The organism is Enterobacter sp. E1, assembly GCF_016809815.1.
Taxonomy (GTDB): domain Bacteria; phylum Pseudomonadota; class Gammaproteobacteria; order Enterobacterales; family Enterobacteriaceae; genus Enterobacter; species Enterobacter adelaidei.
Window position 1 is genome coordinate 1 of record NZ_JAFBJM010000013.1, and the last position, 24619, is coordinate 24619.

Consider the following 24619-nt stretch of genomic DNA (forward strand, 5'->3'; position numbering starts at 1 on the left):
ATGCCGAACTCAGAAGTGAAACGCCGTAGCGCCGATGGTAGTGTGGGGTCTCCCCATGTGAGAGTAGGGAACTGCCAGGCATCAAACAAGTGAAGAGGCCATCCGGAAGGATGGCCTTTTTGCGTTTATATGCAAAAAAACAGGCGAAGTACCGCCCGGCAAGTCGTCAGATCGCACTCCACTCCACAATAAACTCCGCAATCCCATCCACGTCATTTAAATCGAGCACCGGAACCTCAAGCGGCAACACAATATCACTGGCTACGGCAATCACATGCTCATCAAGCGTTAACTCGCTGACATCATGCCCGGCATCGCTTCGGAACAGCAGGATCTTAGGCACGGCCTCATGCTTAAAACCCTCAACCAGCACCAGATCCAGCGTGGAATGATCCATTCGACTGACGAGGTAAGCGAGATCCAGCGGTGCCTCATCTGGTGTTTCTGTCATCAGCGCCCAGCGCTGACTACTTGCTACCATCGTTTGCGCTGCACCCGCTTTACGCAACTCATAGCTGTCTTTGCCTGGTTTATCGACATCCGTATTATGGTGGGTATGCTTGATCAATCCTGGGCGTATACCTCTGACACAAAGGGCAGGTATGAGTTTTTTCAACAGCGTGGTTTTCCCGGTCCCACTCCAGGCGGAAATGGCCAGAACAGGTATCATCATTTCTCCTGCATCATCTGCAAATCTTCAGTTGTATTCACGTTCACAAACGCAGACTTCATATCACTGAAATCAATGGAATGGCCGCCAGACTGACGCATAAAGACCATCACCCTACGCTCTCCCGCCATCAGGTACTCCTGAAGAGCAGGTACTAATGATCTGTGCATCAACGCGATAGCAGGATGATCACGCTCACCGTCATGTACCCAGACCACGGGGGCTGCACCACGAAGTCGCACCAGACGCTCGACAAGACAGGACGGAATCAACGGGGTATCGCAAGGACAGAAAATAAACCACTCTCCGGGCGACTGCTGCATAACCGAAAGCATACCAGCCAGCGGTCCTGGGTAATTTGCCTGGTTATCCTGATAAACGGCGTAGCCGCTGCGCTGGTATGTCTCAATATGCCTGTTAGCACTGATGACCATTGTCGTCACCTGGCCTTTAAGCGCATCAGCGACACATTGCCACAAGGGTTTACCGTTCAAAAGCTGAAGCCCCTTATCTTTTCCCCCCATTCGCGTCGCTCTGCCACCCGCCAGAACGACCCCAGTGATTTCCTGGTTAAGATTCACGAATATCGCCTCTTTTATTGTGGGATTGACCCTGCTAACGTGTCACTCTAAATGAAAGGAGCACCACCATGAAATGTAAACGTCTTAATGAAGTCATTGAACTCCTCCAGCCAGCCTGGCAAAAAGAGCCAGAGCTGAATCTGATGCAATTTTTACAGAAACTGGCGAAAGAGTCAGGTTTTGACGGCGAACTGGCAGACCTTTCTGATGATATCCTGATCTACCATCTTAAAATGCGTGACTCAGCTAAAGATGCTGTTATTCCTGGTATTCAGAAAGATTATGAGGAAGATTTTAAAACCGCATTACTGCGAGCCAGAGGCGTAATTAAAGAGTAAAAGCTTGTAAGCGGCGGCACCGAAATCGCCACAAAATGATATCCTGAATCATTCGTATAATTTCCGGATGATCGGATGAACGACCAGGCTTTTACTTTCCAGACATTACACCCGGATACCATTATGGATGCCCTGTTTGAACAGGGTATCCGGGTGGATTCCGGGCTAACGCCGTTAAATAGCTACGAAAACCGCGTCTATCAATTTCAGGATGAGGAGCGTCAGCGCTTCGTCGTGAAGTTCTATCGCCCTAAACGTTGGTCAGCAGAACAAATTCAGGAAGAGCATCAATTTGCTCATGATCTGCTGGATGACGATGTACCTGTTGCCGCCCCGCTAAAATTCAATAACCAAACGCTCCTTATGCACGAAGGGTTCTACTACGCTGTCTTCCCAAGCCTGGGGGGTCGCCAGTTTGAAGCGGATAATATTGATCAAATGGAGTGGGTGGCCCGCTATCTGGGACGTATACATCAGACGGGACGTAAAAAATCCTTTATTGCCCGTCCGATTATCGGCATTCAGGAATACCTTCTTGAACCTCGCGAAGTATTCGAAACCTCTGCGCTGATCCCCACAGCGTTAAAGGATAGTTTCCTCAGCGCCACCGATAAACTTATTGGGGCAGTTAAAGCCAGCTGGCGCGATGATATTTCCGTGCTGCGTCTGCATGGCGATTGTCACGCGGGAAATATTCTCTGGCGTGATGGCCCGCTGTTTGTCGATCTCGATGATGCGCGTATGGGACCAGCGGTTCAGGACTTGTGGATGCTGCTCAATGGCGACAAAGCCGAGCAACGCATGCAGCTTGAAACCATTATTGAAGCTTATGAAGAATTTAGCCCGTTTAATTCAGATGAAATTGTCTTGATTGAACCTTTACGCGCGATGCGTTTTGTTTATTATCTCGCATGGTTAATCAGGCGTTGGGATGATCCCGCGTTTCCTAGAAATTTCCCGTGGCTTACCGGAGAGGATTACTGGCGCAGCCAGATATCTACATTTACTGAGCAGGTTAAGGTTCTTCAGGAGCCCCCTCTGCAATTAACGCCGATGTATTAATTGGACACACCCAGGAGAGAGTTAATCATGAAAAAAATTTGGCTGGCGCTGGCAGGTATGATTCTGGCATTTAGCGCTTCTGCTGCGCAGTTTACCGACGGAAAACAGTACATCACGCTGGACAAGCCTGTTGCTGGCGAGCCACAGGTTCTGGAGTTCTTCTCGTTCTATTGCCCACACTGCTATCAGTTCGAGCAGGTCTTGCATGTTTCCGATAACGTGAAGAAAAAGCTGCCAGAAGGCACCAAAATGACTAAGTACCACGTTGAGTTCCTGGGTCCATTGGGTAAAGACCTGACTCAGGCGTGGGCAGTTGCTATCGCGCTGGGCGTGGAAGATAAGATCACTTCCCCAATGTTTGAAGGCGTACAGAAAACCCAGACCGTCCAGACCACTGCGGATATCCGTAAAGTATTCGTTGATGCGGGTGTGAAAGGTGAAGACTATGACGCGGCATGGAACAGCTTTGTCGTGAAATCTCTGGTGGCCCAGCAGGAAAAAGCTGCTGCCGACCTGCAGCTTCAGGGTGTTCCGGCGATGTTTGTTAATGGCAAGTATCAGCTGAACATGCAGGGCATGGACACCAGCAGCATGGATATCTTCGTACAGCAGTACGCAGATACTGTGAAATACCTGGTTGAGAAGAAGTAAGATTGTTGATGTAAAAACGCCGGTCACTGACCGGCGTTTTTGTATGAAGATTTAATGTTGTCTATCTGTTCGTCTTTCTCTTTCCAGAGAGTATTAAGCCATAACTGGAAACGACGTTTAAAATTCTTATCGTTAACGTAGTCACCGTGTAATTCGGCCTCGATCGGTACCAGATCAACACGCACAACAATGCGCGTCAGCTTGCCGCTGAGCATATCGAAGAACGGCGTTTTATCGTTTTCCGGGTAGCAGAGGGTGACGTTAAGTAATTTATCGAACTGAGCACCCAGCACGTTAAGCGCCATCGCAATACCTGCGGCTTTTGGCGGCAGCAGGTTCTGAAAAGGAGAACGTGTTTGTTGACGCTTCTCTTCAGTAAACCTGGAGCCTTCAACAAAGTTCACGATGGTTGTTGGGTGCGCGCGAAACTTTTCACAGGAACGGCGCGTGGTCTCCACGTCCTTACCGCGATGCTCCGGATGACGGATCAAATAGCTGCGCGAGTAGCGTTTCATAAACGGCATATCAAGCGCCCAGCAGGCCAGACCGATGAAAGGAACCCAGGCGAGCTGCTGTTTCAGGAAGTATTTGTTCATCGGGATGTGCTTACGGAAAAGCACACATAACACCACGATGTCAGCCCAACTGTGGTGATTGCAAATTAGCAGGTACCAGTTCTTTTTGTTGAGGCTCTCTAGCCCTTCAACATCCCACTTCAGTTGCGGATTCAGGTACAACAGGATCGCCAGCCCTTCACACCAGCAATACATCATGAAATTACAAAATGTGGACACGGCTCGCCACACCACAGGCACAGGCAGCAACAGTTTAATCATTCCTGCGACAATGATCGGCACAGAACAGGCGATAGTCACCAGAATCGTTAAAATAATGCTTAACAGTAATGTTATTGCAGCGAGCAATCTCGACATGGTTAGCTTTTTCAAATAGTTAGCTGTAATTGAGCGACCGGCTATTCGGCGCTGGGCGCTGATTTTACCAGAAAACAGATGAAGTAATGGCGCTTTCACACGGAGAGTTGGTGGCTTTTTCCCAACTGCAGAAGATTTCGCTACGCTTCTGCACGAATCAGGGCTTATATCCACATAGACTAAATTGTCATCAGTGGGTAATACAGATGAGATCTAACAAAATAACATTATGATAATTAAGATCTAAATTATATCTCGTATGTATTTTTTGCGTCTGTTATTCATATGAAGTGAAAATATACACAAACTTATCCACAGTTTGTTTTTTGCGAGAGATCTTCACGATCGTAAAATCTTTTCCTGTATCTGGCGCTAATAACTGATGTTTTCATCCTTCTGTGGCATCCTTTAGCCATAAATTGATTAAAGGCACGGACATTATGGTTCAGATCCCAGAAAACCCTCTTATTCTCGTCGACGGCTCTTCTTACCTGTATCGGGCGTATCATGCGTTTCCTCCTCTGACCAATAGCGCAGGGGAACCTACCGGCGCGATGTACGGCGTGCTTAACATGCTGCGTAGCCTGATACTCCAGTATCAGCCAACCCATGCGGCGGTGGTCTTTGATGCCAAAGGCAAAACTTTCCGCGACGAGTTGTTTGAGCATTACAAATCTCACCGTCCGCCAATGCCTGACGATCTGCGTGCGCAGATTGAGCCGCTGCACGCCATGGTGAAAGCGATGGGGCTGCCGCTGCTGGCGGTCTCTGGTGTTGAAGCCGATGACGTCATCGGCACGCTGGCGCGTGAAGCTGAAAAAATGGGCCGTCCGGTGCTGATCAGCACCGGTGATAAAGATATGGCGCAGCTGGTAACGCCAGGTATCACCCTGATTAACACCATGACCAACACCATTCTGGGGCCTGAAGAGGTTGTCACAAAATATGGCGTACCGCCTGAGCTGATTATCGACTTCCTCGCGTTGATGGGCGACTCGTCGGATAACATCCCAGGAGTCCCTGGTGTCGGTGAAAAAACGGCACAGGCGCTGCTTCAGGGGCTGGGCAGGCTGGATACGCTGTACGCGGAATCGGATAAAATCGCCGGGCTCTCCTTCCGTGGTGCAAAAACCATGGCCGGAAAACTTCAAGATAACAAAGAGGTGGCTTACCTCTCTTATAAGCTGGCAACGATTAAAACCGATGTCGAACTGGAACTGGGTTGTGAGCAACTGGAAGTGCAGCAGCCTTCTGCTGACGATCTGCTGAGCTTGTTTAAGCAATACGAATTCAAGCGCTGGATCACCGACGTCGAAAGCGGCAAGTGGTTACAGGCAAAAGGGGCTAAGCCAGCAGCAAAACCGAAAGAGACGATAGTGGTTGATGCTGAAGAACAAGCCGAAGAAGAAGCCGTAACCTTGTCCTTCGACAACTACGAAACCATTCTTGAAGAGTCGCAGCTGATCGCCTGGATTGAGAAACTGAAAAAAGCGCCGGTCTTTGCCTTTGACACGGAAACCGACAGCCTCGACAATATCTCTGCCAATATGGTGGGCCTGTCATTTGCCACTGAACCGGGGATGGCGGCTTATGTCCCTGTTGCACACGATTACCTGGATGCGCCGGCGCAGATCTCCCGGGAACGTGTGCTCGAGCTGCTGAAGCCGATTCTGGAAGACGACAAGACGCTCAAAGTCGGGCAAAACCTGAAGTACGATCGCGGTATTCTGCAAAACTACGATATTGAGCTGCGCGGTATTGCATTCGACACCATGCTGGAATCCTACATTCTGGACAGTGTTGCAGGTCGCCATGATATGGATTCCTTATCAGACCGTTGGCTGAAACATAAAACCATCACTTTCGAAGAGATTGCCGGTAAAGGGAAAAATCAACTTACCTTCAACCAGATTGCACTCGAAGAGGCGGGTCGCTATGCGGCGGAAGACGCGGATGTCACCCTGCAATTGCACCTGAAGATGTGGCCAAAACTTCAGAAAGAAGCAGGGCCGCTGAACGTATTCCAGCATATTGAGATGCCATTGGTGCCTGTGCTTTCACGTATTGAGCGCAATGGCGTTAAAATCGATCCAACCGTATTGCATAACCACTCCGGGGAGCTCGCGCAGCGTCTGACCGAGCTTGAGCAAAAAGCGCATGAGCTTGCTGGAGAACCGTTTAACCTCTCGTCGCCGAAACAGCTACAAACCATCCTGTTTGAAAAGCAGGGCATCAAGCCGCTGAAGAAAACGCCTGGTGGTGCACCGTCGACGTCTGAAGAGGTGCTTGAAGAGCTGGCACTGGATTACCCCCTGCCAAAAGTGATTCTGGAGTATCGGGGTCTCGCGAAGCTGAAGTCCACTTACACTGATAAGCTCCCGCTGATGATCAACCCGAAAACGGGCCGTGTGCATACGTCGTATCATCAGGCTGTGGCGGCGACGGGTCGACTCTCTTCAACCGATCCAAACCTGCAGAACATTCCGGTACGTAATGAAGAAGGCCGCCGAATCCGTCAGGCTTTTATTGCTCCAGATGACTACCTGATCGTCTCTGCAGACTACTCGCAAATTGAGCTGCGTATTATGGCGCATCTATCCCGCGACAAAGGCTTGCTGACCGCGTTTGCCGAAGGGAAGGATATCCACCGTGCAACCGCGGCGGAAGTCTTCGGTTTGCCGCTGGATAGCGTAACCAACGAACAGCGCCGCAGTGCCAAAGCGATCAACTTTGGTTTGATCTACGGTATGAGCGCATTTGGTCTGTCGCGCCAGCTCAACATTCCACGCAAAGAGTCGCAGAAGTATATGGATCTCTACTTCGAGCGTTATCCGGGCGTGCTGGAATATATGGAACGTACCCGCGCACAGGCGAAAGAGAAAGGTTACGTCGAAACACTGGATGGCCGCCGTCTCTACTTACCGGACATCAAATCCAGCAATGCCGCGCGCCGCGCGGGTGCAGAACGTGCGGCAATCAACGCCCCTATGCAAGGTACCGCGGCGGACATCATTAAGCGTGCGATGATCGCCGTTGATGCCTGGCTGGAAAAAGAGAAGCCCCGCGTGAAAATGATCATGCAGGTTCACGATGAACTGGTATTCGAAGTGCACAAAGACGACCTCGACGCTGTATCGAAGAAGATCCACGAACTGATGGAAAGCAGCATGACACTCGATGTGCCGTTGCTGGTGGAAGTCGGAAGTGGTGAAAACTGGGATCAGGCTCACTAAAGGCTCTGCGAATAACGCGCTTTTTATGTAAGTTAGCAACATAACAAAGTGCGTTTTGTGACGATCATTAGAATTCCCTATGTAAATAATGAAAAAAAACTACAAAAAGTGCTTTTTCTGCAGCACAAAAAGGGGTAGAGTTATCGGCGTAGGGTACAGAGGTAAGATGTTCTATCTTTCAGACCTTTTACTTCACGTAATCGGATTTGGCTGAATATTTTAGCCGCCCCAGTCAGTAATGACTGGGGCGTTTTTTATTGCGGCAAAGAAAAAATCAGGCAAAAAAACGCGGACATCGCCGCGCTCGGTATTACTCTTCTTCCGCTTCCGTCGCGGGTTCCAGCTCGCTAAACCAGGTGTCGAGCTTCTGACGCAGTTTGTCCACGCCCTGCTTTTTCAGCGAGGAGAACGGCTCCACCTGCACATCGCCGTTGAAAGCCAGCACCGCTTCGCGAACCAAATTCACCTGCGCTTTACGCGCGCCGCTTGCCAGCTTGTCGGCTTTCGTCAGCAGTACCAGTACGGCAATATCGCTTGCTACAGCCCAGTCGATCATCTGCTGATCCAGATCTTTCAGGGGGTGACGGATATCCATCAGCACCACCAGGCCTTTCAGGCACATGCGTTTTTCCAGGTATTCACCCAGCGCACGCTGCCACTTGATTTTCATCTCTTCGGGGACCTGAGCGTAACCGTAGCCCGGTAAGTCGACCAGGCGTTTGCCCTCTGCGACTTCAAACAGGTTAATCAACTGGGTACGGCCAGGTGTTTTTGAGGTACGCGCCAGGCTTTTCTGATTTGTCAGCGTGTTCAGGGCGCTGGATTTCCCCGCATTGGAGCGGCCAGCAAATGCCACTTCAATACCGGTATCAGAAGGAAGGTGGCGAATATCGGGCGCACTGGTGACAAAATGCGTCTGTTGGTAGTTCCAGGTAGTCACGTGGTCGTCTCCAAAATCGTAATCTGAAGGGGATTATACCCTAATGCAGGCAAAAGGCTTTTCTGATTGCATAGGTCTGTAGGTGAAAGCCCCGGCCGTTGTGAGAGATCGGCTAATCATGCTTTGGGATATTTCAGAGAAATCGCAGGCGTCAAAAAAGCCAAACTGTTTTAAATCATTAGCTTATTTCCAGGTAATTATCTGAAAATCCCTTTTTGTACCGTTTCGTTGCTTGTTAGTTTAACGGAACAAGGTAAAGTGTGCGTCAGGGCGAGGAAGCCAACAGGATATCGACTTAAGGATTAGGGTCAGGAGCGCCAGGAGGCGAAGACGCAGGATTGTCAGGATGACCAGCGCCTGGAGGCGTTTTAACAGGAAATGGAACCGTATCACGGACGGTATAAGCCAAGGGATAAACAGGGTTTGTTGTTGGCAAACATGGAATGTCTGACCCGCTAAGGGTTGTGAGTCAGGAAAAAAGGCGACAGATTGCTCTGTCGCCTTTTTTCTTTGCTTGCTTTCTGCTAGATTTCGCCGCAATTCTATACTGAAGAAAACGACTTAAAGATAAAACATCATGAAAAAACCAACCTCCGCTGCGGGTGCTAAACGCCCTGCAAAAGCACGCCGCAAAACGCGCGAAGAACTGAACCAGGAAGCGCGCGACCGTAAACGCGACAAAAAGCATCGCGGTCATGCTGCGGGTAGCCGTGCAAACGGTGGTGGTACTGCGGGCGATTCTGCAAAAGGTAAGCAGCAGAAAGATCCTCGTATCGGCAGTAAAACTCCCATTCCACTGGGCGTGACAGACACCCCGGTCACTAAGCAGCACAAACCAAAGAGCGAGAAACCTATGCTTTCACCGCAGGCTGAGCTGGATATGCTGGAGAACGATGAGCGCCTGGACGCGCTGCTGGAACGTCTTGAAGAGGGTGAAACCCTGACTGCTGAAGAGCAGTCATGGGTGGATGCCAAACTGGATCGCATTGATGAACTGATGCAGAAGCTGGGCCTGTCATACGACGATGACGAAGATGAAGAAGAAGACGAGAAACAGGAAGATATGATGCGTCTTCTGAAGGGCGGAAACTAACATTTGCACCCGGCAGGCACGATAGTCCTGCTTATAACCCTTCCGATTATATGTTATCTGGTGTGGTTATTCGTTAAACTACGGCGGTTGTCGCGGCGACAGAAGTGGCTGCGCACCCGAATGATGGCCCGCAACGGGGCCAGGTCGGGCCGCCGTGTACGAACGCGACACCAACGGAAGGAGTGAGCATGTCTGTACCAACTATCGACTGGGATTTGGCCCTAATCCAGAAATATAACTATTCCGGGCCGCGTTATACGTCATACCCCACCGCGCTGGAGTTCTCCGATGCCTTCGGAGAGCGTGATTTCCAGCAGGCTGTCGCGCGCTATCCTGAGCGTCCGCTGTCGCTCTACGTCCATATTCCGTTCTGCCACAAGCTTTGTTACTTCTGCGGCTGCAATAAAATTGTGACCCGCCAGCAGCATAAAGCTGATCAGTATCTTGACGCGCTCGAACAAGAAATTGTCCATCGCGCTCCGCTTTTTGCTGGCCGTCACGTTAGCCAGCTTCACTGGGGCGGCGGCACGCCAACCTATCTTAATAAAGCGCAAATTAGCCGCCTGATGAACCTGCTGCGCGGCAATTTCAGTTTTAACGCCGACGCTGAAATCTCGATCGAAGTCGATCCGCGTGAAATTGAGCTGGATGTACTGGATCACTTACGCGCTGAAGGTTTTAACCGCCTGAGTATGGGCGTGCAAGATTTCAATAAAGAAGTACAGCGTCTGGTGAACCGTGAGCAGGACGAAGAGTTTATCTTCGCCTTGCTCAATCACGCGCGTGAGATTGGTTTCACCTCGACCAACATTGACCTGATTTACGGCCTGCCAAAGCAGACGCCGGAAAGTTTTGCCTTCACGCTGAAACGTGTGGCCGAACTCAGCCCGGACCGTCTGAGCGTCTTTAACTATGCGCATCTGCCGACGCTGTTTGCTGCCCAGCGCAAAATTAAAGATGCCGATCTCCCTTCTGCCCAACAGAAGCTGGATATTTTACAGGAAACTATTACTTCGCTGACCGCAACCGGTTATCAGTTCATTGGCATGGATCACTTTGCCCGTCCGGACGACGAACTGGCGATTGCTCAGCGCGAAGGGGTCCTGCACCGCAATTTCCAGGGCTACACCACCCAGGGCGATACCGATTTGCTGGGGATGGGCGTCTCTGCCATTAGCATGATTGGCGACTGCTATGCACAAAACCAGAAAGAGCTGAAGTCGTACTACCAGCAGGTTGATGACACCGGCAACGCGCTGTGGCGCGGCATTGCGTTAACGCGCGACGACTGCATTCGCCGTGATGTCATTAAGGCGCTTATCTGCAACTTCCGTCTCGATTTCAGCGACGTGGAAGCGCAGTGGGAGCTGAACTTCAGCGATTATTTTGCGGAAGACCTGAAGCTGATTGCACCGCTGGCGAAAGATGGGCTGGTGGATGTATCGGAGAGTATGATTGAGGTCACGCCGAAAGGGCGTCTGTTGATCCGTAATATTTGCATGTGCTTTGACACGTATCTGCGTCAGAAAGCGCGTATGCAGCAGTTCTCGCGGGTGATTTAAGGCGCATAGCCAAAAGTACGAAACATAGGCCGGGTAAGGCGAAGCCGCCACCCGGCTTTTACGTTCAATCCCGCTAGCTAAACAGCCCAACCAGCGCCGCACACAACATAGCCGCAACGGCTGTTTGCGGTGTATGGCTTTCGGCTGCACCGCTAGAGAGCAAATTCACTAATGATTCCAGCATGATGGTTCCCCCAATTTCCGGGCACGATCATACAAAACTCATCGAAACAGTAAAGCGCAAAATAACGGCAATTTGCGCTCAATTAATAACCTTTACACAAGAGCGGATATTACTCCATTCCCAGCTCTTTCAGCTTGCGCGTCAGGGTATTACGTCCCCATCCTAACAGGCGAGCGGCTTCCTGCTTATGCCCTTGTGTATGGCGGAGCGCAGTGGTCAATAACGTACGTTCCATCTCTGGCTGAGCCTCTGAGAGTAAGTTTTGATGACCGGAACGCAGTGCGCGGTCGGCCCACTGCGCCAGCAGCGTCGCCCAGCTGTCCGGCAGCGCGTCCCCGGTACTGCTCTCTGGTGCGGTTGCTTCAAACAGCTCGGCCGGTAAATCCTGAATCAGGACTTCCTGTCCGGCGGCCATCACGGTCAGCCAGCGGCAGGTGTTTTCCAGCTGGCGCACGTTACCTGGCCACGCGAGACGCGTGAGGGCTGCGTCGGTTTCTGGATGAAGCTGCTTCGCCTCCACACCCAGTTCCCGGGCTGCCACCTGCAGGAAGTGACGTGCCAGGCGAGGAATATCTTCCCGGCGTTCACGCAGCGGTGGCAAATGGACGCGAATGACGTTCAGGCGATGGAATAAGTCCTCACGGAATTTTCCTTCCTGCACGCGTTGCTCCAGGTTCTGGTGAGTCGCGGCGATAATGCGCACGTCCACCTTCACCGGTGCATAGCCACCCACGCGATAAAACTGCCCGTCGGCCAGCACGCGCAGCAGGCGGGTCTGGACATCCAGCGGCATATCGCCGATCTCATCCAGGAACAGTGTTCCACCGTCAGCTTGTTCAAAGCGCCCCTGACGAATTGTGTTCGCGCCGGTAAATGCCCCTTTTTCGTGGCCGAACAGTTCGGATTCAATCAAATCCTTCGGGATTGCTGCCATATTCAGGGCGATAAACGGGGCTTTTGCCCGCGGGCTGTGGCGATGTAATGCATGCGCCACGAGCTCTTTACCGGTTCCCGATTCGCCGTTAATTAATACGCTGATGGACGAACGGGACAAACGGCCAATAATACGAAACACATCCTGCATCGCCGGCGCTTCGCCGATAATGTCAGTTGTTGGCCCAAAATCGGGTGTGTGGCGAGGCTGTTGCTGTTCCTGATAGTGGCTAATCGCACGCTCAACCAGCGCTACCGCTTCGTCGATATCAAACGGTTTTGGCAGGTAATCGAACGCCCCTTGCTGATAGGCGCTCACTGCGGCATCAAGATCGGAGTGCGCCGTCATTATGATGACCGGAAGCATAGGGTGGCGTTGTTTGATCTGTTTTAAAAGCGCCAGCCCGTCCATTCCCGGCATGCGAATATCTGAGAGCAGAACATCGGGCGTTTTGGTGGTGAGTGCGTCGAGCACTTCGCTGCCGCTCTCAAACGTCGTGCAGCTTAATCCTGCCCCTGTGAGCGCGCGTTCAAGCACCCAACGGATGGAGCTATCGTCATCGACTACCCAGACTATCCCTCGTTGCATAAACGTCACCTTTATTTTTTAATCGGCAGGAAAACCGAAAACTCGGTGTGTCCCGGCCAACTGTTAAATTCAATTTTTCCAGAGTGTTGATCGATCAAACTGCGTGCAATGGATAAGCCCAGGCCGGTTCCGCCTTCGCGACCACTTACCATCGGATAGAACAGGGTGTCCTGCAGATGCGATGGAATGCCGGGCCCGTTATCCTCGACGTCGATTCGTGCTGCCAGTCGATAGCGTACGCCGTGTAACGTGAGCTGGAAGGCGGTGCGGGTACGTAAAATAATCTCGCCCCCTTCAGGCCCCAGAGCCTGCAGGGCATTGCGTACGATATTCAACAGTACCTGCTCAATCTGATCCGGGTCATGTGCCAGTTCTGGCAGGCTTGGGTCGTAATCACGCACCAGCGTGACGTTTTCTGGTAATTCCATCGAAACCAGTTTCACCACCCGCTCAGCCACTTTATGAATACTTTCTGATACGTGCATACCCGGTTGCTGTGGCCCGAGAAGACGGTCAACCAGATTGCGCAGGCGGTCGGCCTGTTCGATGATGACGTTGGTGTACTCCGCCAGCGCGGGGTCGGGCAACGCCTTTGTCAGGAGTTGTGCTGCGCCGCGTAACCCACCCAGCGGGTTTTTGATTTCATGCGCCAGACCTCGCACCAGGTCGCGGGCGGCAATTTGCTGGGCATGCTGAAGCTGCTCCTGGCTCAGTCGGCGCTGATTATCCATTGGCGCCATTTCCAGCAGGATCAGTCCTTCAGGAAGGCGTTGGGCAGTCAGTGACAGAATATGCGAGCGCCCGTCGATAACCAGCGTGACTTCGTTATCCGTGAATCCTTGACCGGCCTGCAAACTTTCCTGCATCAGGCCAATATTCAGCGAAAAATAACTCAGTAATTCCGGAAGCGGGGTGCCAAACAGTTTACGTGCGCTTTGGGCGAGCAGCTGCTGTGCCGCCGGGTTGGCATAATGTACGGCCAGCTCGTCGTCGACCAGCAAGATACTGTTAATCAAAGAATTGAGGATCTGCCCAGCATCGGGCAGCGTGCCAGTTGCCATTCAGCAGTCTCCTGGAGTTGTTTGCACTAATTTAGTGCAGTATAGCTTTTTCGTCGTAAAAAGCGCGCGAGATCAGGTTGTTGGTGGAGAAAAAAGCCCATCCGGAGATGGGCTAAAAGTTTCCACGGCAACTACCCCCGGCGTTTGTGACGCCGGGTAAAACAACTTAATTAAACGCTGTAGTACAGCTCGAACTCTACCGGATGCGGAGTCATACGCACGCGGTCGTTCTCTTCAGTACGCAGGGCGATGTAAGCATCGATAGCGTCGTCAGTGAATACGCCACCTGCAGTCAGGAACTCGCGGTCTGCGTCCAGCGCCTGCAGGGCTTCTTCCAGAGAACCAGCAACCTGTGGGATCTCTTTCGCTTCTTCTGGCGGCAGGTCGTACAGGTTTTTGTCCATTGCTTCGCCTGGGTGGATCTTGTTCTTGATACCATCCAGACCAGCCATCAGCAGTGCTGCGAAGCACAGGTATGGGTTAGCCGCTGGGTCCGGGAAGCGCACTTCGATACGACGCGCTTTAGGAGAAGCAACAACCGGGATACGGATAGAAGCAGAACGGTTACGCGCAGAGTAGGCCAGCATTACTGGTGCTTCGTAGCCCGGGACCAGACGCTTGTAGGAGTTAGTGGTTGGGTTAGCCAGGGCGTTGATCGCTTTAGCGTGTTTGATTACGCCGCCGATGTAATACAGCGCCTGCTCAGACAGACCAGCATATTTGTCACCAGAGAACAGGTTGGTACCGTTCTTGGACAGAGACATGTGGCAGTGCATACCGGAACCGTTGTCGCCAAACATAGGTTTTGGCATGAAGGTAGCGGTTTTACCGAAACGGTGCGCAACGTTGTGCACAACGTATTTGTAGATCTGAATTTCGTCTGCTTTTTTGGTCATGGTGTTGAAGCGGGTAGCCACTTCGTTCTGACCAGCAGTCGCCACTTCGTGGTGGTGAGCTTCAACTACCAGGCCCATCTCTTCCATCACCAGACACATGGTGGAACGAATGTCCTGTGCTGAGTCGACCGGAGGAACCGGGAAGTAACCGCCTTTAACGCCTGGACGGTGACCTTTGTTACCACCTTCGTATTTGGTGGAAGAGTTCCATGCGCCTTCGATATCGTCGATAGCAACGTGGGAACCAGAAATAGACGCACCGAAACGGATGTCGTCGAACAGGAAGAATTCTGGCTCTGGCCCGAACAGAACGGTGTCTGCGATGCCGGTAGAACGCAGGTACTCTTCAGCGCGTTTTGCGATAGAACGTGGGTCGCGGTCGTAGCCCTGCAGCGTGCCTGGCTCGAGGATGTCGCAACGGATGATCAGGGTTGGTTCTTCGAAGAACGGATCAATGACCGCAGTGGTCGCATCTGGCATCAGAACCATGTCGGATTCGTTAATGCCTTTCCAGCCACCAATGGAGGAGCCGTCAAACATTTTGCCTTCTTCGAAGAATTCGGCGTTTACCTGATGAGCAGGAATTGTGACGTGCTGTTCTTTACCTTTGGTATCGGTGAAGCGCAGATCAACAAACTTCACTTCATGTTCGTTCAGCATCGTCAAAACGTGTTCAGCGGACATACTTAACTCTCCAGATTGGTCATTGTCGTCGTGGTAACGAGGTCTTCAATTTCTGTTTGTACTGGCTGGTGCCATGTATTTTTTATAAAGCGAAATCTGTGCCAACTTTTAAAACACCCCAAAAAGGCGTTATCATGCGCACCATAGTGCAAAAGGGCTGCACCACAATGGATTTGTTGCACCAGTATAGTGCTTCAATGTGAACATTGAGCACCATATTGGTGCAATTTACGTTAAAGTGCCCTTTTACCGCTCCGTGAAAGCGATCACAAAGCATCTCTGCAATACTTGTTTGCGGGGGATGTTTGTGATCCTGTTTTGTAGTGCGATTAATCCGTGTACAATAACGCGCTATTTCTAAATGCCTGAGGCAAAGTTGTGATCGAAAATTTGCGTAACATCGCCATCATCGCGCACGTTGACCATGGTAAAACTACCCTGGTTGACAAGCTGCTGCAGCAATCCGGTACGTTTGATGCGCGTGCCGAAACCCAAGAACGCGTGATGGACTCCAACGATTTGGAGAAAGAGCGTGGGATTACCATCCTCGCGAAAAACACCGCGATTAAATGGAATGACTACCGTATCAACATCGTTGATACCCCAGGGCACGCCGACTTCGGTGGTGAAGTTGAACGTGTAATGTCCATGGTAGACTCCGTTCTGCTGGTCGTTGACGCAATGGATGGCCCAATGCCACAGACGCGCTTCGTGACCAAAAAAGCATTTGCCCATGGTCTGAAGCCAATCGTTGTTATCAACAAAGTTGACCGTCCTGGCGCGCGTCCTGACTGGGTTGTTGACCAGGTATTCGACCTGTTCGTTAACCTCGACGCGACCGACGAGCAGCTGGACTTCCCTATCGTTTACGCTTCTGCGCTGAACGGTATTGCGGGTCTGGATCACGAAGACATGGCTGAAGACATGACCCCGCTGTACCAGGCGATTGTTGACCGTGTTCCTGCGCCAAACGTCGATCTCGACGGCACCCTGCAGATGCAGATCTCTCAGCTCGACTACAACAACTATGTTGGTGTAATCGGCATTGGTCGTATCAAGCGCGGTAAAGTGAAGCCTAACCAGCAGGTCACTATCATTGATAGCGAAGGCAAAACCCGTAACGGTAAAGTCGGTAAAGTACTGACTCACCTGGGCCTTGAGCGTATCGAGAGCGACATCGCGGAAGCGGGCGACATCATCGCCATCACCGGTCTGGGTGAACTGAACATCTCCGACACCATCTGCGACCCGCAGAACGTCGAAGCGCTGCCAGCCCTGTCCGTTGATGAACCAACCGTATCCATGTTCTTCAACGTCAACACCTCTCCGTTCTGTGGTAAAGAAGGTAAATTTGTTACCTCTCGTCAGATCCTTGACCGCCTGAACAAAGAGCTGGTGCACAACGTTGCGCTGCGCGTTGAAGAAACCGAAGACGCTGATGCATTCCGCGTTTCTGGTCGTGGTGAGCTGCACCTGTCTGTTCTGATCGAAAACATGCGTCGTGAAGGTTTCGAAATGGCGGTTTCCCGTCCGAAAGTTATCTTCCGCGAAATCGACGGCCGTAAACAAGAGCCGTTCGAAAACGTTACTCTGGACGTTGAAGAGCAGCACCAGGGTTCTGTGATGCAGGCTCTGGGTGAGCGTAAAGGCGACCTGAAAAACATGAATCCAGATGGCAAAGGCCGCGTACGTCTTGACTACGTGATCCCAAGCCGTGGTCTGATCGGCTTCCGTTCAGAATTCATGACCATGACTTCCGGTACTGGTCTGCTGTACTCCACCTTCAGCCACTACGACGATGTTCGTCCGGGCGAAGTTGGCCAGCGTAACAATGGCGTGCTGATCTCCAACGGTCAGGGTAAAGCGGTTGCGTTTGCGCTGTTCGGTCTGCAGGATCGCGGTAAGCTGTTCCTGGGTCACGGTGCTGAAGTTTATGAAGGCCAGATCATCGGTATTCACAGTCGTTCTAACGACCTGACTGTAAACTGCCTGACCGGTAAGAAACTGACCAACATGCGTGCGTCCGGTACTGACGAAGCAACGGTTCTGGTTCCACCGATCAAGATGACTCTGGAGCAAGCTCTGGAATTCATCGATGACGACGAACTGGTAGAAGTGACTCCACAGTCAATTCGTATCCGTAAACGTCACCTGACCGAGAACGATCGTAAACGTGCTATGCGCGGTGCGAAAGAAGACTAATACGGTTATGCCGTAGGCCGGGTAAGCGTTCTCATTACCCGGAACGTAAAAAGCCGCTGAGCGTTCAGCGGCTTTTTATTTGATAATGACCAGGACTTCCTTTATAACCCGGAATTGACATGTCCTGAGTCAATCTCTGTTCCGCGAAATTCAACAGATTAGGGTAGCTCTTCTCCATTTATCACGAACACCCGATCTGCCGATGAAATCGTGGTTTCGCGATGTGCGATAATGATCCTGGTAATATTCATCGCTTGTATAGACTGATTGACCTGGCTCTCACTGGTTTTATCCAGGTGGCTGGTCGCCTCGTCCATGAATAGAATACCCGGTTTGCGGTATAATGCCCTGGCAATATAAAGCCTCTGTTTTTGACCACCGGATAACCCTTCCCCGAGTTCACCAATCAGTGTCTCATAACCCATCGGTAGTTTTAAAATGTCATTATGAATATGGCTGGCGATGGTGCATTCCACCATCCATTGCTCGTCAATGTCAGGCCGGAAACCGGCGATGTTTTCTTTGATTGAGCCCGAAAACAGCTTATCTTCCTGCATAATACAGGCAATGCGTTCAGCATAATGCTCAAAACCAAGTTGCTTAATATCAATGCCATTAATTCGGACACAGCCGTTCGCGGGTTCGAATAATCCGCATAACACTTTCATTAGGGTGCTTTTACCGGCACCCGACACGCCCGTAATAGCAATACTCTCTCCGGCATGAATGGTCAGATTCAGTTTACTGAAGATGGGGTCTGCATGGTTATCATAACGGTAGGCCAGATCCTGGGTTTCAAGCGTTAAGGCTCCCTGTGGTAAACGCAGCGGGCTGGTGGCCGTTAAAGACGTTGCTTCCTGTAGCGCAATATCGGCAACGCGTTCATTATGTAAGTTGATGATGTTCAGCTGAATGATAAAGTTGATGAGGGTATTTATTCGATCATAGAACTGGCTCCTGAAGGTGTTAAACGCGATAAACATGCCGATGGTTAAATGACTATCAATCATCAGTCTGCCGCTTACCCACAGGATAACAATTTGGTCGCAGGCGGCGATAAAGGATACAACGCCACCAAAGAAAAGATCCATTCGCGTCAAACGAATACCAGTATTGACCCTATCTGAAAAAAGGTTAAACCAATTATTGATTCTCAGGTCAGTCATCCCCTGAATCTTAATCGTCGCAATACCGTACAGGGTTTCCATAAAATAAGAATTAAGACGTGCCTCCTTGATTAATTCTTCTTCGGATAACTGGCGGTAGTATCGATAGGTTGCAAACCGAATGAAGGTATATATTGCGGTAAAAGAGACCACGATCATGCTGAGTTGCAGGTTGTATAAAAACATCATTATCAGCAAACCCATGAGCATTAGCGTATCAATAATGCTACCAGTTAAACCGGTGGTAAATGTGGCGCGTATCACATCAAGTGAGTGGAAACGAGACTGAATATCCCCCAGTTTGCGCCTTTCAAAATAGGTTGTCGGTAGCTTAATAAGGTGCGAAAAGAGGCTAAAGCTCCACTGGACGTCGATGAGTGTTCCCAGTATCAGCGTGGTCCAGGAGCGTATGACACTGACCGCCAAACGCAACAGAATCAGAATGAACAGTCCAAGACAGATGAGATTGAGTAAACCGTAATCTCCGGATGCAATGACATTATCCGTGACTAATTGTGTACCCACTGGCAACAGCAGACTGATCAACTCAATCACCAGCGATAAGAAAAATATCTTTGTCAGTGATGCCGTCAGACCATTGATATTCTTTAATAACGTGGCGGTTTTTAACCTCTTTTGCTTCTTTTGACCTGAGAAGGCCGTTCCCGGCCATACCTCAAGCACGACACCGGTAAAATGCCTGGACAATTCGGGCATGCTAATTACCCGTCGTCCAAACGCAGGATCGTGGATCACCACGCTGTTCTTATCGACCTTAATCAGTACGACAAAATGGTTAAAATCCCAGTGCAAAATGCAGGGCTTACGCACATCACGTAATTCCTGAAGCTCCACGGACAATGCACGTGACGACATCTCCAGTTCACTGGCAATTGCTTTTATCGCATTGAGGTTGACCCCACGCGATGACAAATTGAATTGTTGCCGGAGTTGTAGAAGGTCAACCTGCTTGCCATAAAAACTGCATATCATTGAAAGACAGGCCAGGCCACATTCGGATGCTTCAGTTTGAAAGACAACCGGGATGCGTTTAAATAACCTCAAATCAAGTTTGCGCATCAGCGTCTCAGGGGTATAAAAATTATTCATTTCCCGCATCCGTTACGCTCATTTTCATTTCGTAAAATGGCGATAATAACCATTCGTAGATACGTCTCTTTTCAAGGAAAAGAGAAATCTGCGCTTTTGCTCCCTGGCTCAGTGAGAGTTGCTTTCCATGAACCTGCACAGACTGTAGGTCAGGTTTGATCATGATTTTGTACCAGGATTTTTTATCGTCATAGAATTCTTGTGCAATGGTCTGCTTTGACAGGAGTTCAGGTTTCGATGCCGGAACCCTGGATATTGCTGATATTGATGCCCTGAACTGACCAAATTTCTCATAAGGAAAGGCGTCGTAACTGACATTAACGCGCTGGCCAATCGCAAGATAGGGGAGAACTTCATCCGGAACCCAGGTTTCGATATAGCATGGCGAATGTATATTCTGCTGAACACGCGCGAGTACATCGCCGGAGCCGATCATCTTACCTTGCGTCGTATTGATGGAGTCGATTAAGCCATCGGCTGTCGCCTCGATGACATAATTTCCTTCTGCTTCTGTGTTTAACTTTTCTTTTTCCAGCTCATACTTTTGTTGCTCAAGCTGATAAATCTGGTGGTCATAATCAGCTCCCTGGGACTGGATCTGCTGATTGAGCATATCTACCTGAACCTGGTCCTGTGATTTTCTGGCGACCAGGTCAGAAACATTGCTCTGCTGTTGATAGAGTAGTCCGTTTTGGCTGCTCATCTGGTCTTTCGTGACCAGACCTTTTTCCTGATAACTGCGGTAATCGTTAACGTTTTTCTCAATCTGATGCAGTTCCCGCTCAGCCTGCACAAGCAATTCAGATGAGGTGTTAAAACTGGACTGATAATGTACTTTCTGAATTATCAGTGCGTTGAGCGTACGTTTTTTCGAAGAGATCAAATTTGCCATCATTACATTGATACTGTTTATCTGTAGCGTGATCTCCTTTTTTTTGTTCTCATCAACCAGACCTGATTGCGTCGATACACCTGAATGAATGAGGAAGAGTGCGTCACCTTTTTTTATACGATCGCCTTCGCTAACAAAACTCTTCACTACCGTACCCTGCATTGATGCAGAGATATTCACTGCACCGGGGAAAGTCGTTATCTCACCGTGAACAATGACGCGCCGGGTATAGGAACCTTTGGCAATAAAAATAGAAATAGAGGCAATAAAAAACAGGCTGAGCAATACGATAAAAGCAAAAGGGATCCCTGGGAGAAGTACGGCCTTTCCTTCCCATCGGGTACTCTTATATTCAATAGCTTCCTTGCGAAACATATCTGGCCTCTTACGGCTGTGGAAATAGCCGCTCAATATCAGCGGCTATGAGTGATAACGATTCAGGAATTAATGTCTGCCGTGATCATTACCCTGGCGGCCACCGCCATTTTTCGAACCTCCATTACCTTTTGACGAACCACCGCTTTTACCACCAACGTTAACTGAGCAACCGCCGCTAAAGGAGGTGCTTTCAGAGTGAGAACCATCCTTGTTGGTGGTACTGGTGTGGGAATAGCTGCCGTTGCAACCAGCACTACCACCACCGAACATCCCACCAATCGCACTACCGATAGAACCCCACATTCCTGCACCGCTTACATTGCTTAATTCATTTTCATTGAGTTCACGCATTATTAATTTTCCTTGCAATAGTGAGCAAAAGGTATACCCATAATATCCATAGACTTTTTCCATACCATTTCACCATCCGTGAATGAAATGTTTTTTACGCCAAAACGCGTAAAATCCTTTTCGCTGTACGTCGACAGACCTGTGTCTGGATCACCAATATTTTCTTTTTGCCCGCAAAGTGGCATCATCCATGACACATTTATATCTTTGTAAAATGCTTTATCCGTTTTTCTTATTTCTGAGAAAATGCGATCTGTTATCGTTGTGTCTGTATTGATTTCACCGTTAACCGTGGTCGTTAACTTACTGTCATCAGAATTAGGTGAGCCATGGAAACCAATAATGGAACCATAATTGATGATTTTGTTTTTTGCCGCAGGGAAAAGATAGTTAGCACAGGAAGAAAGACATAATCGCCTGACCTCAATGTTAATTTCTTTGTTATGAATAATGCGTGCTATTTTGATTGCAGCTTCGACATCACCGCCACCACTGTTTATCGATATTGTTCTTACAGGAATAAGGTTTTTTTTGATAATTGAAGAAATTATTTTGTCATCATCTTTTGATATATTTCCGTCAATATATAATGTATCAAAAACGAGGTGGGTTGAAAGTTTTGGTTCAAGCCCTTGCCTCACAATAAGTTGGCTAGAGAGTTGATATAAAATATCTCTGCTGGCTTTTTTATATCGGTAGGCGTTGTATGAGTAAATAGCGAAAGTGCAGAGTATCGCTATTAAAACGGCACAGAGGATGTATCCCTTTTTAATCTTCACGAAAAGTGCTGCTCCATGTGTAAAGTAATGTAAACCTACCATTATAAAAAAGAAGATAAATGCAGTATTTGTATCTAAATGTAAATTTGAGTAAAGTGAATTTGTATCAATCTCGAGCAAAGCCGCGTGAAATGGGATTCCCATGGAGTAAGTAGTGGTAATGTGGTGATGAAAAGAAACTGTACGGAAGCGTTTTTCTGTAGTGTTTTACAGATTGAATTGATACGAATACCTCTGCAAAAACGCACTTAAATAAAACTCGTCTCACTGACTATTGTCCCGAAACTCAATAGCATCTCCGAATGCTAAATTTTCGTTCTTTAGATCAATCCCCCTAAGCTGAATCTGGCGCATAGCCAAAGCTTATCTTTCCCGCTACAGTTACTTTTCCACGGCGAGCAGGAGATAAACATGCTTTATATCTTTGACTTAGGAAATGTAATCGTCGATATCGATTTTAATCGGGTGCTGGGCGCATGGAGCGATTTTAGCCGTGTCCCACTGGCGACATTGAAGCAGAGTTTCGTGATGAGCGAGACCTTCCATCAACACGAACGCGGCGAAATCAGCGATGAAGAGTTCGCCGAACGTTTCTGCCATGAACTGGATCTGCCGTTAAGCTACGAGCAGTTTTCTCACGGCTGGCAGGCGGTATTTGTGGCAATACGTCCGGAAGTTACGAACATCATGCACAAACTGCGAGAGCAGGGACATCGTGTGGTGGTGTTGTCAAATACCAACCGTCTGCACACCACATTCTGGCCTGAGGAGTACCCTGAAGTTAAGGCAGCGGCAGATAAGATTTATCTTTCGCAGGAAATGGGGATGCGTAAACCTGAGGCACGAATTTATCAGGCTGTTCTTCAGGCAGAAGGATTTACCGCGGCCGATGCGGTCTTTTTCGACGACAACGCCGATAATATAGAGGGAGCTAACCAGTTGGGTATTACGTCAATTCTGGTGACCGGAAAAGAGACGATACCAAACTACTTTGCGAAGCAGTTATGCTAAAAACCGTTCATCAAAAAGCCACCCATCATACTCGTCCGCTGAGAGCCTGGCTAAAACTGCTCTGGCATCGCATTGATGAGGACAACATGACCACGCTGGCGGGTAATCTCGCGTACGTGTCGTTGCTCTCATTAGTGCCGCTGGTGGCGGTTATCTTTGCGCTTTTTTCCGCTTTTCCAATGTTTGCAGACGTTAGTTTGCAGCTTCGCCATTTTGTCTTCGCAAATTTTATTCCTGCAACCGGGGATGTCATCCAGAACTACATTGAGCAGTTCGTTGCTAACTCCAACAAGATGACGGCAGTGGGGGCATGCGGTCTTATCGTCACTGCGCTGCTGTTGATGTACGCCATTGATAACGCGCTGAACACCATCTGGCGGAGTAAAAAGGCACGACCGAAGGTGTACTCCTTTGCCGTTTACTGGATGATCCTGACGCTGGGTCCGTTGCTGGCCGGGGCGAGTCTGGCAATCAGCTCGTATCTTCTTTCATTACGCTGGGCGAGTGATTTAAACGGCGTTATTGATAATGTGCTTCGCATCTTCCCGCTGATCCTGTCTTGGCTCTCATTCTGGCTGCTCTATAGCGTCGTGCCGACCACGCGCGTGCCTAACCGTGATGCGGTCGTGGGGGCGCTAGTGGCGGCGTTGCTCTTTGAGCTCGGGAAGAAAGGGTTTGCCCTCTACATCACCATGTTTCCGTCCTATCAGCTGATTTACGGCGTGCTGGCGGTGATCCCGATTTTGTTTGTCTGGGTCTACTGGACCTGGTGTATCGTCTTGCTTGGTGCCGAAATAACTGTCACTCTCGGTGTCTATCGCGAACTCAAAAAAGCAGCAGCAGCTGAAAAACAACAAGAAGCAGACCAACCATGATTGCATTGATACAGCGCGTAACCCGTGCCAGCGTCACCGTGGAGGGAGAGGTGACGGGTGAAATTGGCCCAGGACTTTTGGTGTTGTTAGGTGTCGAAAAGGATGATGACGAACAAAAAGCCAACCGCTTGTGTGAGCGTGTGTTGGGCTACCGTATTTTCAGCGATGCGGAAGGTAAGATGAACCTTAACGTTCAGCAGGCGGGCGGCAGCGTGCTGGTGGTTTCCCAGTTCACACTGGCGGCGGATACCGAGCGCGGAATGCGCCCGAGTTTTTCTAAAGGTGCCACACCTGATCGTGCTGAAGAACTTTATGAGTATTTTGTTGAGCGCTGTCGCCAGCAGGAAATGAATACGCAAACTGGACGATTCGCTGCGGATATGCAGGTTTCGCTGGTGAACGATGGCCCCGTCACATTCTGGCTCCAGGTATGAGCCAACTGGCGG

The 24619-nt window shown here is 49.9% G+C and carries 22 protein-coding genes; 10 read left to right on the forward strand and 12 right to left on the reverse strand.

The features are described 5' to 3' along the window. Positions 1-166 precede the first annotated feature (166 nt). Both mobB and mobA read right to left on the reverse strand, forming a co-directional pair. Positions 167-670, reverse strand: coding sequence for a molybdopterin-guanine dinucleotide biosynthesis protein MobB (mobB, locus tag JGF26_RS21030; RefSeq protein WP_049008116.1), 504 nt, complete (start codon positions 668-670; stop codon positions 167-169). Then, positions 670-1251, reverse strand: a complete 582-nt coding sequence (gene mobA, locus JGF26_RS21035) for a molybdenum cofactor guanylyltransferase MobA (RefSeq protein WP_108091223.1) — start codon at positions 1249-1251, stop codon at positions 670-672. The genes mobB and mobA overlap by 1 nt, the downstream gene beginning before the upstream one ends. 68 nt (positions 1252-1319) lie before the next feature. Here mobA and JGF26_RS21040 point away from each other — a divergent pair, with 68 nt between their 5' ends. From JGF26_RS21040 to dsbA, 3 genes are all read left to right on the forward strand, one after another. Next, the gene (locus tag JGF26_RS21040; RefSeq protein WP_003861904.1) at positions 1320-1589 is read left to right on the forward strand and encodes a YihD family protein; all 270 of its coding nucleotides are present in this window, start codon (positions 1320-1322) and stop codon (positions 1587-1589) included. Between the two features lie 75 nt (positions 1590-1664). Further along, the gene (locus JGF26_RS21045; RefSeq protein ID WP_028018159.1) at positions 1665-2651 is read left to right on the forward strand and encodes a serine/threonine protein kinase; all 987 of its coding nucleotides are present in this window, start codon (positions 1665-1667) and stop codon (positions 2649-2651) included. 27 nt (positions 2652-2678) lie between these two features. Continuing rightward, on the forward strand, positions 2679-3302 hold the full coding sequence (gene dsbA / locus JGF26_RS21050) for a thiol:disulfide interchange protein DsbA (RefSeq protein ID WP_028018158.1): 624 nt from the start codon (positions 2679-2681) through the stop codon (positions 3300-3302). A gap of 23 nt (positions 3303-3325) precedes the next feature. On the opposite strand, the gene JGF26_RS21055 is transcribed toward dsbA, so the two are convergent. Beyond that, the gene (locus tag JGF26_RS21055) at positions 3326-4234 is read right to left on the reverse strand and encodes an acyltransferase (RefSeq protein WP_028018157.1); all 909 of its coding nucleotides are present in this window, start codon (positions 4232-4234) and stop codon (positions 3326-3328) included. 440 nt (positions 4235-4674) lie between these two features. On the opposite strand from JGF26_RS21055, the gene polA reads away from it, so the two are divergent. Next, positions 4675-7467 (forward strand): DNA polymerase I, encoded by a 2793-nt coding sequence (gene polA / locus JGF26_RS21060; protein WP_134708714.1) that lies wholly within the window; start codon positions 4675-4677, stop codon positions 7465-7467. 310 nt (positions 7468-7777) lie between these two features. On the opposite strand, the gene yihA is transcribed toward polA, so the two are convergent. After that, positions 7778-8407 carry a ribosome biogenesis GTP-binding protein YihA/YsxC gene (gene yihA, locus JGF26_RS21065; RefSeq protein WP_049008123.1) on the reverse strand — a complete coding sequence of 210 codons (630 nt, stop codon included), beginning with the start codon at positions 8405-8407 and terminating at the stop codon, positions 7778-7780. A 577-nt stretch (positions 8408-8984) separates the two neighbouring features. On the opposite strand from yihA, the gene yihI reads away from it, so the two are divergent. Together yihI and hemN are read left to right on the forward strand one after the other, a co-directional pair. Further along, entirely contained in the window at positions 8985-9500 is a 516-nt protein-coding gene (gene yihI, locus JGF26_RS21070) for a Der GTPase-activating protein YihI (protein ID WP_134708712.1), read from the forward strand. 188 nt (positions 9501-9688) lie between these two features. After that, on the forward strand, positions 9689-11062 hold the full coding sequence (hemN, locus tag JGF26_RS21075; protein WP_134708710.1) for an oxygen-independent coproporphyrinogen III oxidase: 1374 nt from the start codon (positions 9689-9691) through the stop codon (positions 11060-11062). A 73-nt stretch (positions 11063-11135) separates the two neighbouring features. Here the strand turns inward: hemN and JGF26_RS21080 are convergent, their stop codons facing one another. The 4 genes from JGF26_RS21080 to glnA form a co-directional block, all read right to left on the reverse strand. Next, positions 11136-11246 carry a YshB family small membrane protein gene (locus JGF26_RS21080; protein WP_049008129.1) on the reverse strand — a complete coding sequence of 37 codons (111 nt, stop codon included), beginning with the start codon at positions 11244-11246 and terminating at the stop codon, positions 11136-11138. Positions 11247-11355: 109 nt separating this feature from the next. After that, positions 11356-12768 carry a nitrogen regulation protein NR(I) gene (glnG, locus tag JGF26_RS21085; protein ID WP_134708708.1) on the reverse strand — a complete coding sequence of 471 codons (1413 nt, stop codon included), beginning with the start codon at positions 12766-12768 and terminating at the stop codon, positions 11356-11358. 11 nt (positions 12769-12779) lie between these two features. Further along, positions 12780-13829 carry a nitrogen regulation protein NR(II) gene (gene glnL / locus JGF26_RS21090; RefSeq protein ID WP_028018152.1) on the reverse strand — a complete coding sequence of 350 codons (1050 nt, stop codon included), beginning with the start codon at positions 13827-13829 and terminating at the stop codon, positions 12780-12782. A 170-nt stretch (positions 13830-13999) separates the two neighbouring features. Beyond that, positions 14000-15409, reverse strand: coding sequence for a glutamate--ammonia ligase (gene glnA, locus JGF26_RS21095; protein WP_008501856.1), 1410 nt, complete (start codon positions 15407-15409; stop codon positions 14000-14002). A gap of 378 nt (positions 15410-15787) precedes the next feature. Between glnA and typA the strand changes: the two genes are divergently transcribed. Further along, on the forward strand, positions 15788-17611 hold the full coding sequence (gene typA / locus JGF26_RS21100) for a ribosome-dependent GTPase TypA (RefSeq protein WP_023331638.1): 1824 nt from the start codon (positions 15788-15790) through the stop codon (positions 17609-17611). 158 nt (positions 17612-17769) lie between these two features. Here typA and JGF26_RS21105 read toward each other — a convergent pair whose 3' ends face one another. The 4 genes from JGF26_RS21105 to JGF26_RS21120 all read right to left on the reverse strand — a co-directional run bounded on the left by JGF26_RS21105 (position 17770) and on the right by JGF26_RS21120 (position 22287). Continuing rightward, the gene (locus JGF26_RS21105; RefSeq protein ID WP_134708706.1) at positions 17770-19896 is read right to left on the reverse strand and encodes a peptidase domain-containing ABC transporter; all 2127 of its coding nucleotides are present in this window, start codon (positions 19894-19896) and stop codon (positions 17770-17772) included. Beyond that, positions 19880-21154: an HlyD family secretion protein gene (locus JGF26_RS21110; protein ID WP_134708704.1), complete on the reverse strand. Its 1275-nt coding sequence runs from the start codon at positions 21152-21154 to the stop codon at positions 19880-19882. The genes JGF26_RS21105 and JGF26_RS21110 overlap by 17 nt, the downstream gene beginning before the upstream one ends. 69 nt (positions 21155-21223) lie before the next feature. Beyond that, positions 21224-21508 carry a hypothetical protein gene (locus JGF26_RS21115; RefSeq protein ID WP_028018149.1) on the reverse strand — a complete coding sequence of 95 codons (285 nt, stop codon included), beginning with the start codon at positions 21506-21508 and terminating at the stop codon, positions 21224-21226. Between the two features lie 2 nt (positions 21509-21510). Further along, positions 21511-22287 carry a hypothetical protein gene (locus tag JGF26_RS21120; RefSeq protein ID WP_108091217.1) on the reverse strand — a complete coding sequence of 259 codons (777 nt, stop codon included), beginning with the start codon at positions 22285-22287 and terminating at the stop codon, positions 21511-21513. 411 nt (positions 22288-22698) lie between these two features. Here JGF26_RS21120 and yihX point away from each other — a divergent pair, with 411 nt between their 5' ends. The 3 genes from yihX to dtd are packed head-to-tail and all read left to right on the forward strand — an operon-like array spanning position 22699 to position 24607. Beyond that, a complete protein-coding gene (gene yihX, locus JGF26_RS21125; protein ID WP_028018147.1) occupies positions 22699-23298 on the forward strand; it encodes a glucose-1-phosphatase in 600 nt (199 codons plus the stop codon). Next, a complete protein-coding gene (locus JGF26_RS21130) occupies positions 23292-24173 on the forward strand; it encodes a virulence factor BrkB family protein (protein ID WP_028018146.1) in 882 nt (293 codons plus the stop codon). The genes yihX and JGF26_RS21130 overlap by 7 nt, the downstream gene beginning before the upstream one ends. After that, on the forward strand, positions 24170-24607 hold the full coding sequence (gene dtd / locus JGF26_RS21135) for a D-aminoacyl-tRNA deacylase (protein ID WP_108091216.1): 438 nt from the start codon (positions 24170-24172) through the stop codon (positions 24605-24607). The genes JGF26_RS21130 and dtd overlap by 4 nt, the downstream gene beginning before the upstream one ends. The last annotated feature ends 12 nt before the right edge of the window (positions 24608-24619 follow it).

Excerpts from the sequence above, each read along its gene's own strand:
- mobB (WP_049008116.1), bottom strand. The coding sequence starts at position 670 with ATGATACCTGTTCTGGCCATTTCCGCCTGGAGTGGGACCGGGAAAACC.
- JGF26_RS21040 (WP_003861904.1), top strand. The coding sequence starts at position 1,320 with ATGAAATGTAAACGTCTTAATGAAGTCATTGAACTCCTCCAGCCAGCC.
- JGF26_RS21045 (WP_028018159.1), top strand. The coding sequence starts at position 1,665 with ATGAACGACCAGGCTTTTACTTTCCAGACATTACACCCGGATACCATT.
- dsbA (WP_028018158.1), top strand. The coding sequence starts at position 2,679 with ATGAAAAAAATTTGGCTGGCGCTGGCAGGTATGATTCTGGCATTTAGC.
- JGF26_RS21055 (WP_028018157.1), bottom strand. The coding sequence starts at position 4,234 with ATGTCGAGATTGCTCGCTGCAATAACATTACTGTTAAGCATTATTTTA.
- polA (WP_134708714.1), top strand. The coding sequence starts at position 4,675 with ATGGTTCAGATCCCAGAAAACCCTCTTATTCTCGTCGACGGCTCTTCT.
- yihI (WP_134708712.1), top strand. The coding sequence starts at position 8,985 with ATGAAAAAACCAACCTCCGCTGCGGGTGCTAAACGCCCTGCAAAAGCA.
- hemN (WP_134708710.1), top strand. The coding sequence starts at position 9,689 with ATGTCTGTACCAACTATCGACTGGGATTTGGCCCTAATCCAGAAATAT.
- JGF26_RS21080 (WP_049008129.1), bottom strand. The coding sequence starts at position 11,246 with ATGCTGGAATCATTAGTGAATTTGCTCTCTAGCGGTGCAGCCGAAAGC.
- glnG (WP_134708708.1), bottom strand. The coding sequence starts at position 12,768 with ATGCAACGAGGGATAGTCTGGGTAGTCGATGACGATAGCTCCATCCGT.
- glnL (WP_028018152.1), bottom strand. The coding sequence starts at position 13,829 with ATGGCAACTGGCACGCTGCCCGATGCTGGGCAGATCCTCAATTCTTTG.
- glnA (WP_008501856.1), bottom strand. The coding sequence starts at position 15,409 with ATGTCCGCTGAACACGTTTTGACGATGCTGAACGAACATGAAGTGAAG.
- JGF26_RS21105 (WP_134708706.1), bottom strand. The coding sequence starts at position 19,896 with ATGCGGGAAATGAATAATTTTTATACCCCTGAGACGCTGATGCGCAAA.
- JGF26_RS21110 (WP_134708704.1), bottom strand. The coding sequence starts at position 21,154 with ATGTTTCGCAAGGAAGCTATTGAATATAAGAGTACCCGATGGGAAGGA.
- JGF26_RS21115 (WP_028018149.1), bottom strand. The coding sequence starts at position 21,508 with ATGCGTGAACTCAATGAAAATGAATTAAGCAATGTAAGCGGTGCAGGA.
- yihX (WP_028018147.1), top strand. The coding sequence starts at position 22,699 with ATGCTTTATATCTTTGACTTAGGAAATGTAATCGTCGATATCGATTTT.
- JGF26_RS21130 (WP_028018146.1), top strand. The coding sequence starts at position 23,292 with ATGCTAAAAACCGTTCATCAAAAAGCCACCCATCATACTCGTCCGCTG.
- dtd (WP_108091216.1), top strand. The coding sequence starts at position 24,170 with ATGATTGCATTGATACAGCGCGTAACCCGTGCCAGCGTCACCGTGGAG.